9 protein-coding genes are annotated in these 10,014 nt (G+C 65.4%); all 9 read right to left on the bottom strand.

From position 1 onward, the window contains the following. Position 1 precedes the first annotated feature (1 nt). The 9 genes from GCN78_RS25190 to GCN78_RS25230 all read right to left on the bottom strand — a co-directional run bounded on the left by GCN78_RS25190 (position 2) and on the right by GCN78_RS25230 (position 9,850). Positions 2-292 carry a 2Fe-2S iron-sulfur cluster-binding protein gene (locus tag GCN78_RS25190; protein WP_152254154.1) on the bottom strand — a complete coding sequence of 97 codons (291 nt, stop codon included), beginning with the start codon at positions 290-292 and terminating at the stop codon, positions 2-4. Positions 293-307: 15 nt separating this feature from the next. After that, positions 308-1,456: a Gfo/Idh/MocA family protein gene (locus tag GCN78_RS25195; protein ID WP_226939817.1), complete on the bottom strand. Its 1,149-nt coding sequence runs from the start codon at positions 1,454-1,456 to the stop codon at positions 308-310. A gap of 9 nt (positions 1,457-1,465) precedes the next feature. Next, on the bottom strand, positions 1,466-2,518 hold the full coding sequence (locus GCN78_RS25200; protein ID WP_152254155.1) for a sugar phosphate isomerase/epimerase family protein: 1,053 nt from the start codon (positions 2,516-2,518) through the stop codon (positions 1,466-1,468). 78 nt (positions 2,519-2,596) lie between these two features. After that, a complete protein-coding gene (locus tag GCN78_RS25205) occupies positions 2,597-3,523 on the bottom strand; it encodes a substrate-binding domain-containing protein (protein ID WP_370452836.1) in 927 nt (308 codons plus the stop codon). Positions 3,524-3,626: 103 nt separating this feature from the next. Continuing rightward, positions 3,627-4,634, bottom strand: coding sequence for an ABC transporter permease (locus GCN78_RS25210; protein WP_152254156.1), 1,008 nt, complete (start codon positions 4,632-4,634; stop codon positions 3,627-3,629). Then, a complete protein-coding gene (locus GCN78_RS25215; protein ID WP_152254157.1) occupies positions 4,615-6,102 on the bottom strand; it encodes a sugar ABC transporter ATP-binding protein in 1,488 nt (495 codons plus the stop codon). Before GCN78_RS25215 ends, GCN78_RS25210 begins: the two co-directional genes overlap by 20 nt. Continuing rightward, complete coding sequence (locus GCN78_RS25220; protein ID WP_152254158.1) at positions 6,102-7,127, bottom strand: LacI family DNA-binding transcriptional regulator; 1,026 nt, start codon at positions 7,125-7,127, stop codon at positions 6,102-6,104. The genes GCN78_RS25215 and GCN78_RS25220 overlap by 1 nt, the downstream gene beginning before the upstream one ends. Before the next feature lie 196 nt (positions 7,128-7,323). Then, on the bottom strand, positions 7,324-8,235 hold the full coding sequence (locus GCN78_RS25225; protein ID WP_152254159.1) for a glycerophosphodiester phosphodiesterase: 912 nt from the start codon (positions 8,233-8,235) through the stop codon (positions 7,324-7,326). After that, positions 8,210-9,850: a hypothetical protein gene (locus GCN78_RS25230; RefSeq protein WP_226939818.1), complete on the bottom strand. Its 1,641-nt coding sequence runs from the start codon at positions 9,848-9,850 to the stop codon at positions 8,210-8,212. The genes GCN78_RS25225 and GCN78_RS25230 overlap by 26 nt, the downstream gene beginning before the upstream one ends. Positions 9,851-10,014: the final 164 nt, after the last annotated feature.

Raw genomic sequence — 10,014 nt, forward strand, 5'->3', positions numbered from 1 at the left:
GTTAATTGCCCGTGCGCACGGCGCGCGCCTGGATGGTGAGATCGCTGTCCGCCACGGCCACGCAGGGCAGGATGTAGCCGTCGAGCCGTTCATCGGGGCTGATGCCGGGCCAGTCCACCGTGTAACGGACTTTGCCCTCGGGCATATGACAGAGACACGTGCGGCACGTGCCGTTGCGGCAGGAACTGAGCAGGCGGATGCCGGCCAGCTCGGCGGCGGCCAGCACGGTGGTGCCGGCGGCGGCCGGGAATTGCCAGCCTTGCGGGACGATGGTGATGGTAAAGGAGCGCATGCCCCAGTGTAACAGTCAGCTTGCCAGGTTCGTCCAGCTGGCACCCGCCGCATGGCTGCGCAGCACGGCTTCGGCAAACGCCAGGCCGGCCACGCCATCGGTGACGGTGGGCAACCAGCGCGCCGCTTCCGGCACGGGCAAGCCCGATTGCAACGCGCGGATACGCAAGGCCGCATCCAGGTACAGCTGGGCGAACGCTTCCAGATAGCCTTCCGGATGGCCGGCCGGCACGCGCGTGGCGTGGCGCGCGGCGGCGCTGTCGACCCGGCCCGGGCGCAAGAGCTGGCGGTTGCCGCCCTGCGGCATGAACCATAATTCGTTCGGCTGTTCCTGATCAAAGTCCAGCTGCGCCTTGCTGCCGAACAGGCGCAATCGCACCGTGTTTTCGCAGCCCGTCGCCACCTGGCTGGCCCACAGGGTGCCTTTCGCGCCGTTGGCGTAGCGCAGCATCACCTGCACGTGGTCGTCCAGGGTGCGATGCGGTACAAAGGTCGACAGTTCCGCCAGCACCTGCTGCGGCGTCTGGCCGCTGACGAACTGCGCCAAATGATACGCGTGCAAGCCCACGTCGAGCAGGACACCACCGGGCCCCGCCTTGCGCGGGTCGTTGTGCCAGTTGCCCTCGTTCATGCCGCCGGCCGCGATGGCGTCGGCCAGCCAATCCTGCGAATACTCCACTTGCACGAGGCGCAGCTCGCCCAGCTCGCCCGCCTCGACCAAGGCTTTCGCGTGGCGCAGCAGCGGGTAGCCGCTGTAGGTATGCGTGAGCGCAAACAGCAGGTTTTTCCGCCCGGCCAGCGCCGCCAGCGCCTGTCCCTCCGCCAGCGAGATGGCCAGCGGCTTGTCGCAAATCACGTGGATCCCCGCTTCCAGGAACGCCATGGCGACGGGCGCGTGCAAGTGATTCGGCGTGACGATGGCCACGGCCTCGATGCCGTCCGCGCGCGCGGCCTCCGCCTGGGCCATGGCGCGGTAATCGCTGTAGCAGCGCTCCGGCGCCAGGTGCAGCGCGGCGCCGCTGTCGCGCGCGCGCTGCGGGTCGGACGACAGGGCGCCCGCCACCAGCGCGTACTGGTCGTCGATGCGCGCCGCGATGCGGTGCACGGCGCCGATGAACGCGCCCTGCCCGCCCCCTACCATGCCCAAGCGTATCCGTCGCTGCATGTCGTCCCCCTATTTCAAGCCTAGCAAGTGATGAATTTGATCCTGGTCCACCGCGCTGCCCGCGAAATCGTCGAACGCGTGCTGCGCCACGTGGATGATGTGCTCGCGGATGAAGCGCGCCCCTTCGGCCGCCCCGTCCTCGGGATGCTTCAGACAGCATTCCCATTCCAGCACGGCCCAGCCGGGGAAGTCATACTGCGCCATCTTGGAAAAGATGGCCTTGAAGTCGATCTGCCCGTCGCCCAGCGAGCGGAAGCGCCCGGCGCGGTCCTGCCAGTCGCCATAGCCGCCATACACGCCCTGGCGCCCATTGGGCCGGAATTCCGCGTCCTTGACGTGGAAGGCCTTGATGCGCGCATGATAGATGTCGATGAAGGCAAGATAGTCGAGCTGCTGCAGCACGAAGTGGCTGGGGTCGTACAGAATCGAGGCGCGCGGGTGGTCGTCGACGGCGGCCAGGAAGCGCTCGAACGTCACGCCGTCGTGCAAGTCCTCGCCCGGGTGCAATTCATAGCAGACGTCCACGCCGGCCGCGTCGAACGCGTCGAGGATGGGCAGCCAGCGCCGGGCCAATTCCGCGAACGCCGTTTCCACCAGGCCGGCGGGGCGCTGCGGCCACGGGTACAGATAGGGCCACGCCAGCGCGCCGGAAAACGTCACGTGCGCCTGCAATCCCAGGCGCTGCGAAGCGATGGCCGCCCACAGCAATTGCTGCGTGGCCCAGGCCGTGCGGGCGGCGGGATCGCCGCGCACCTGCTCGGGCGCGAAGCCGTCGAACATCGCATCGTAGGCGGGATGCACGGCGATCAGTTGGCCCTGCAAATGCGTCGACAATTCCGTCACCTGCAAGCCGTGGCGCGCCAGCAGGGCTTTCACGTCGTCGCAATACTGCTGGCTGGCAGCCGCCTGCTCCAGATCGAACAGCCGCGGCGCCGTCGGCAGCTGCAAGCCCTTGTACCCTAGGCCGGCCGCCCATTGCGCCAGGTGCTCGAGCGAGTCGAACGGCGGCTCGTCGCCGAGAAACTGGGCCAGGAAAATGGCCGGGCCCTGGATGGTTTTCATATCAATGTCCTGTTAACCCAAACCGAAATCCGGGGTCAGACCTTAAGGTCTGACCCCAGCCCTAGTCTTAGGGTGTCGTTAAAAAGGCGAGTTCGGAAAGTAGAATTGCTTGGCGTTCTCGCGCGTGATCAGCACCGAGGGGATGATGGTGTTGGCCGGCAATTTATCACCTTTCAGGCGCGCTTCCGTCGTCAGCTTGATGGCGTCGTACATGAACTTGGGCGAGTAGGACACGTCGGCCACGATCAGCGGGTCGGAACCGTCCATGATCTTCTTCACGGCGCCCTTCGCGCCCGCGCCGCCGAACACTTGCTTGATATCCGTGCGCTTCGCTTGCGCGATGGCCTTTTGCACGCCGATGGCCATGTCGTCATCGGCGGCCCAGACGGCGTCGATATGCTTGAAGCGCGTCAGGTAATCCTGCATGACCTTGAAGGCGTCGTCGCGGTTCCAGTTGCCATACTTGGCGTCGAGCACCTTGATCTCGGGATGGCCCTTCATCACGGCGGAAAACGCGTCGTAGCGCTCGTTGTCCAAGGTGGTCGGCATGCCGCGCAGCACGACGATATTGCCCTTGCCATTCAGGCTTTTCGCCAGGTACTCGGCCGGCAGCTTGCCGAAGGCCGTGTTGTCGCCCGCGATGTAAGCATCCTGCGACTGCGTGTTCGTCAAGCCGCGGTCCACCACCGTCACATACACGCCCTTGTTTTTCACTTGCGCCACGGGCTGCGTCAGCGAGGCCGACTCGATGGGGAAGATCACCAGGGTGTTGATCTTGTTCACCGTCAACATGTCCTGCAACTGGTTGGCCTGCTCGGGCGCCGTGGCGGCCGTCTTGACGATGATTTTCAGCCCCGGATGGGCCTTTTCCAGCTCCGCCTTGGCCTGGTTCGCCCACCACACGATGCCCGAGGTAAAACTGTGCGTGGCCGTGGGAATCGCCACGCCCACCACCAATTTCTCTGCCGCCTGCGCCGGCCCCATCGGCAGCGCCCACGCCTGCATCACCAGCACTGCCATCCCTGCTACCCGTATAAAGCTCTTCATGCTGCTCTCCTCCAAGGTTGTGGGCGCCCGGTGGCCGCCCTTTCAGAACGCCGCTCTTGTTTTATTTGCGGCCTCGCTGCAGGAAGGCGACGGCGATGATCACCACGCCTTGCACTGCGGCATTCAGGTAGACACTGATGATGCTGGTCAAATTCAGGATGTTGCTGATCACAGACAGCAAGATCGCGCCGATCACGGTGCCGACGATGCGCCCCTCGCCGCCCTTGAGGGCCGTGCCGCCGACGACGACGGCGGCGATCGCTTCGAGTTCCCACAGCAAGCCCGTCGTCGGCGTGGCCGAGCCCAGGCGCGGCACGTACAGCACCGTGGCGATGCCCACGCAGACGCCCAGCAGCATGTAGGTAGCAATCTTGACCTTGTCGACATTGATGGCCGCATAGCGCGCCACTTGCTCGTTGGAACCAATCGCCTGCACATGGCGGCCGAAGGTCGTGCGGTTGAGAATGATGGCGCCGGCCGCCGCAACGAACAAAAAGATCCAGATCGGAATCGGCGCGCCCAGCACGCTCGTGTAGTAGACGGGGCTGTACAGCTCGGACAGGGTGGCGTCCAGGGTCAGGGCGCCGCCGTCGGCCAGGTAAGTGAGCACGGCGCGGAAGATGCCAAGCGTGCCCAGCGTCACGATGAACGGTTCGATATTGCCCTTGCTGATGAGCAAGCCATGCATCAGGCCGAATCCCGCGCCCAGGATCAAGGCCATGGCGATGCCCAGCACCAGCGTGGTGATCGGCGCCAGGTCGCCGCCCGCCCCTTGCGCCAGCGCATTCATGAAATAGATCATGCAGCCGGCGATCAGGGCCGCCATCGAGCCGACCGACAGATCGATGCCGCCCGAGATAATCACGAAGGTCATGCCCACGGCGATGATGCCGATGAAGGCCGTGCGCGTGAGCACGTTCATCAGGTTGTCCAGGGTGGCGAAGTCGCCATTGAGCAAGGTGCCCGCGATGCACAGGGCCAGCAGGCCCAGCACGGGGCCAAATCCCTTGATGCGCGCGCCGAATTGGGCCAGGGGGGATACGCTCGTATCAGTGCGTGCCGGTTGCATGGGCAATCAACTCCTCTTCAGTCAGGTGGTCAGCAGACAGGGTGGCTTGCAAGGTGCCGGCGCGCATCACGGCGACCCGGTGGCACAGGCCGATCAATTCGATCAGTTCGGACGAGATCACGATCACGGCGCGCCCTTCGGCGGCCAGGCGGTGGATCAAGAAGTAAATGTCGCGCTTGGCGCCCACGTCCACGCCGCGGCTCGGTTCATCGAGCACGACGACGCGCGGGTCCGAATGCAGGTATTTCGCCAGCGCCAGCTTTTGCTGGTTGCCGCCCGACAGCATGCGCACGCGGCTGTCCAGGTCGCCCGTGCGGATATTGAAGTCCAGCGCGGCCTTGGCCAGCGCCGCTTTCTCGCCGGCCACATCGAGCCACGGCCGCGCATAGCGCTCCATCGTCATCATGGTGAGGTTTTCCCGTAAACCCAGGTTCACATGCAAGCCTTTTCCCTTGCGGTCTTCGCTCAGATACGTCATGCCGTGCTGCATGGCCTGCTTGGGCGTGCGGATATCCACGGGCTGGCCGTTGAGCTCGATCTTGCCCGCGCTGCGCGGACGCAAACCCAGCAGCGCCTCGAACGATTCCGTGCGCCCCGCGCCCACCAGGCCCGCAAAACCCAGCACTTCGCCGGCGCGCACCTCGAACGACAAGTCCTTCGACCAGCCGGGCACGCACAAGCCGTTGACCTTCAGCAGCACGGGGGCATCCTTGGCCAGCGCCGCTTTCGCCGGGAACATGTCGGACAATTCGCGCCCCACCATCAGGTTCGCCATCTGCTGGCGCGTGAGGCTGGCCGTCGGTTCGCGCGTGACGAAACGCCCGTCGCGCATGACGATGACTTCATCCGTGTTGCGCTCCACTTCATCGAGCTTGTGCGAGATATACAAGATCGTCACGCCATCGCTTTTGAGCTGCGCCATGACGGCGAACAGGCGCTGGGTTTCCGACGACGTCAGGGTGGCGGTCGGCTCATCCATGATCAGGAAGCGGGCGCGGCGCGACAGGGCCTTGGCGATTTCCACAAGTTGTTTTTCAGCCACGATCAGGTCGCGGATTTTGCTGTCGGGCGACACGTCCAGCCCCACCTGTTTCAGGTAGCGCGACGCTTCCTCGCGCATGGCGGCCTCGTCGAGCAGCCAGCCGCGCGTCTTTTCGTGGCCGAGGAACATGTTTTGCGCCACCGTCAGGTGCTCGGCCAGGTTGAATTCCTGGTGGATCAGCACGATGCCGGCGCTCTCGGCCGCGCGCGAGCTGGCGAAACGCCGGGGCTGGCCATCGATCAGCAGCTGGCCTTCGCTCACGCTCTCGTAGCCGGCGAGGATTTTCATCAGGGTCGACTTGCCGGCGCCATTTTCGCCCAGCAAGCCATACACGCGCCCGGGCGACAGGGTAAAGCTGACGCCATGCAAGACGCGCACGGGGCCGAAATCCTTGCAGACCCCCTCGAAACCGACGGCAACGCTCACTATGCACTCCCTCGCAAAATCAAATGATGGTCGAGCAGCACGCCCGGTACTTGTGCCGCCGGGTCCGCCAAGCGCTGCAGCAACAATCGCGCCGCCGTCTCGCCCAGTTCGCGCATCGGTTGCGCGATGGTGGTGAGACCGGGGTCGATCTGCGCGGCGATGGCGATATCGTCGAAGCCGATCACGGCCACGTCTTCCGGCACGCGTTTCTTCAGCTGGCGCAGCGCGCTCAGCACGCCGATGGCCAGGGTGTCGGAGACGGCAAAGATGGCCGTCGGCGCATCCGGTCCCGCCATCATCTGCAGGGTGGCGGCCGTGCCCGCTTCATAGTCGAGGCTTTGCACCGTGTGCACCCACTGCGGCTGCACGGGCAGGCCGGCGGCGGCCAAAGTGTCCAGATAGCCTTGCTGGCGTTGCCGCGCGTACAGATAACGCTCGTCCGAATTGATCAGGCCGATACGCGTATGACCGCGCGCCAGCAGATGCGCGACGGCGTCGGAGGCGGCGCGGTGGTTGTCGATGCCGACATAGGGCACGGCCACGCCGGGGTCGAATTCGCAGCACGCCACCCACGGCAGGCTGACGGATTCATGCGACAGCGCATGCTGCACCGTGTCCGGATCGAGGCAGATGGCGCCGTCGGCGCGGTGCATGCGCAGCAAGTCGAAGTAGGAACGCTCGCGGCCCGCGTCGGCGCCCGTGTCGCACAGCAGCACGAAGTAGCCATGCTCGCGCGCCACCGTGTCGATGCCGCGCACGATCTGCGCATAGAAGGGGTTGCCCACGTCGGGCACCATGGTCAAGAGCATGCGGCTCTCGGCCGTGCGCAGGCTGCGCGCCAGGTGGTTCATGCGGTAGCCGAGCGCCGCCACGGACGCGAGCACCTTGTCGCGCGTGGGCGCGCGCACCCCGGCCTGCTCATTCATCACGCGCGAGACGGTGGCCACCGACACCCCCGCATGCGCGGCGACGGCGCTGATGGAGACGGTTTCTGTCGGCAAGGAAGATGGAACGGCTGGCGGCATGGTGCTTTTGAACAAAATGTAATCGATTACATTTATAGGCCAGTCATGCGTGCGATGCAAACATTATCGATGCTGCGATGCGCAAAAATGAGGCAAAAACGGTGCCGCAGCGACCGTCAAAAACAGGCGGTTCCAGGCGGGGAGCACAGGTGTCTGCTGCGCGGCAAAAACGGCCGCGCAGCAGAAAAGAAAAAAACTACTGCATCATCGCGCAAAACGTCTCGGGATTGCCGTCAAGAATGACGCCGCTGGGCCAGCGGTGGCTGCGTTGCTGGGCGCGCAGCAAGGACGCGGCCAGGGCCGAGTCGCCATCAACGGCGTAGACGAAGACGGGCATGCTCAGGCTGGCCGCGTCGGCCAGCAGATTCGGATTGGCGTCCAGGCTGCGTGCATCCACGTGCACGCCGGCGGGCATGCCGATCTGTTGCTGCACGCGCTGCAGCCACGGCTTGTCCAGCTTGGGCGGGCGGGCATTTTTCGCGATATAACGGCTGACCCGGTTGGCCCCGGCCGCCGGTGCGTTGCGCGCGTCAAACACGAGCAAACCCAGGTAACCCTGCGGATCGGCGCGGCGCGCGCAGGCGAGGTTGTTCGGCACGCCCGAGGTCAAAAACCAGTTGCCGTGCTTGATGTTCGCGCGCAACTGTCCCACCAGGGTGGCGATCGGCGCGCACGACGACACCACATCCTTGATTTCCGCGTTCAGGGTCTTGCCCGGAAACGCCGTGGCCAGGTCGGCGACATCGGTGACGAACGGCGGCGTTTCCGGCGTGGCCACGCCGCGGTTCTTCATGCTGGCGGCGCGCCAGTCGTCGGCCGTCAACTGTTTCACGGTGCGGGGCGAGCCCGTGTCGACGACCCTGCCCGTCAGCAGGTCGTGGTGCACCACCCAGCTGCCGTCGCCCAGCAGCTGCAAATCCGTCTCGACGCCGTCCCAGGTGCCGAAATACGTGTTGCGCAAGGCGCTCAGCGAGTTTTCCGGCGCATTGCCGGCGCCGCGGTGGGCATGCACCTTCATGCCCAGGCAATCGGCCTGCACCGCCGTGCTGGCCATGCTGAGCAGCAAGGCCAGCGCGGCCGCCTTATTTTTGTTGCGGGTGATAGCCATAATGAATTCCCTGCAAAACGTGGATGCGGATCGCTTCGTTGACGGGGTAGCTGTAGCCCTGCCCCACCGCCACGACGTGCGTGATATTGGCCAGCAAGCCCTTGCCGGCGATTTGCCAGCGCGTGCTGTCGTCGGCCGCCTGGCGGTTCCAGTCCAGCATCTGGCGGAACAGCTCGCTCTTCGTGACATTGTTGTCCGACAAGGTAAACATACCCCAGGTGCCCAGGAAGGCGCCGGCCAGCACGCCCGTGGCGATCCACGCGGAACGGCGGCTCAGCTGGCCATCGGCGCCCGCCTGCTCGCCGCGGCGCGCCGCCAGCACCAGCAAGCCCACCGTGGCGATCAGGTACAGCAGCTTCGAGAAGTGGCCGATGGCGCCCAAGAGCGAGAAGAACAGGGCCACGGGCGGCACGATGGCCGCGCGCGCCGCTTCCTTGCCCTCCGCATAGTACTTGCCGCCCACCTCGAAGTCATTGGGACTGGCGCGGTATTCCACCAGCTTTTCCGCCGTCTGGCGCGCGGCGAACTGGTCGAACAAGCGGCTGAACTCGGCCGGGCTCGCATACGCCTCCTGCACCACGGCGCCCTTGGGCAAACGCAAACCCTTGCTCGCTTCGCTGCCATCGCCACCGTCCGGCCCGTCGCGCAGGACGGCCTGGATGCCGGGGCGCGCCACGAAGGCGGGGAAGGACAAGCCAGGCGGAATGCGGTCGCCCTTGATGTTCAAGCCCTTGCTGGCCGCTTCCGACGCATAGCGGCGCTTGACGGCGGCGCGGAAGCTCAATTGATCGGCCGGATGCCAGTTGGCCGCCACGGGCACTTTCTTGCGCACATTGTTGACCACGGCCGCCTTGCGCCGCGCCGGCACGGAATGCGGCTGCCAGCCATGGCGCGACAGGCTTTGCCGGTAATCGTTCCAGGCCGATTCCTGCTGCTGGCGCAAGCCCGCATCGTCGTCGGGAATGATACCCGAATACAATTTCCACTTATCGTGCACTTCGCCGATCGCCTGCTGGTACTTGTCGTAGTAACCGGCCGCGCCGCCGGCGATCTTGCGCACGTTGAAGTTGATCAACTGTTCCTTGGCCGGCTCCATGCGCTCGTCGAGGTGGCCGACCGAGACGGCCAGGAAGGGAAACAGCGCGAGGAAAGCCTTGCCTTCCGGCTTGGCGAACAGGGTGGGATCGTCGACCAGGCCCTGCAGTTGCAGGCTGCCGCCTACCAGCGAGCGCTGCATCAGGGTGGTGTTGAAGGCCAGGCGGCGAAATTGCGCATCGCGCGTTTCGACCAGCACCGTGACCGTGGTCTTCAAAATGCCGAACACGACCGCCGCCGTGGCGACGCAGCAGAAGATGATCTTTTTCCAGCTGGGGCCGCTGCCATTGTTCTTCAGGCGGCGGCGCCACATCAGCTGCAGCACCACCAGCGCGGCGGCGATGCCCGACAGGCTGCGGCCATAGAATTCCACGCCCTCCACGTCGTGCGGCTTGACGTCGCCGCCCACCACGTCGAGCAGGCGGGCATTGAAGCCCAGCTCGAAGCACAAATACATGATCGTCAGGACGATCAGGATCAAGGTCTGCCGGATTTGCAGACTGCGCAAACTCGCGGCCATCTTATTTCCTCAAATCGATGACGACGGGCTTGACCTCTTCGGCCTGGAAGATCATCGGCGCGGCCGGGGCCGCCGCTGCGGCACGCGGCGCGGGCAGGCTGATGGCGGCGGGCGCCGCCTTGGCCTGGCTCTCCTGGCGGCGCGGCTTGACGCTGGCGCGGCTG

Source organism: Janthinobacterium rivuli (genome assembly GCF_009208735.1).
Lineage (GTDB): Bacteria > Pseudomonadota > Gammaproteobacteria > Burkholderiales > Burkholderiaceae_D > Janthinobacterium.

Excerpts from the sequence above, each read along its gene's own strand:
- GCN78_RS25190 (WP_152254154.1), bottom strand. The coding sequence starts at position 292 with ATGCGCTCCTTTACCATCACCATCGTCCCGCAAGGCTGGCAATTCCCG.
- GCN78_RS25230 (WP_226939818.1), bottom strand. The coding sequence starts at position 9,850 with ATGGCCGCGAGTTTGCGCAGTCTGCAAATCCGGCAGACCTTGATCCTG.
- GCN78_RS25205 (WP_370452836.1), bottom strand. The coding sequence starts at position 3,523 with ATGCAGGCGTGGGCGCTGCCGATGGGGCCGGCGCAGGCGGCAGAGAAA.
- GCN78_RS25200 (WP_152254155.1), bottom strand. The coding sequence starts at position 2,518 with ATGAAAACCATCCAGGGCCCGGCCATTTTCCTGGCCCAGTTTCTCGGC.
- GCN78_RS25195 (WP_226939817.1), bottom strand. The coding sequence starts at position 1,456 with ATGCAGCGACGGATACGCTTGGGCATGGTAGGGGGCGGGCAGGGCGCG.
- GCN78_RS25225 (WP_152254159.1), bottom strand. The coding sequence starts at position 8,235 with ATGGCTATCACCCGCAACAAAAATAAGGCGGCCGCGCTGGCCTTGCTG.
- GCN78_RS25210 (WP_152254156.1), bottom strand. The coding sequence starts at position 4,634 with ATGCAACCGGCACGCACTGATACGAGCGTATCCCCCCTGGCCCAATTC.
- GCN78_RS25220 (WP_152254158.1), bottom strand. The coding sequence starts at position 7,127 with ATGCCGCCAGCCGTTCCATCTTCCTTGCCGACAGAAACCGTCTCCATC.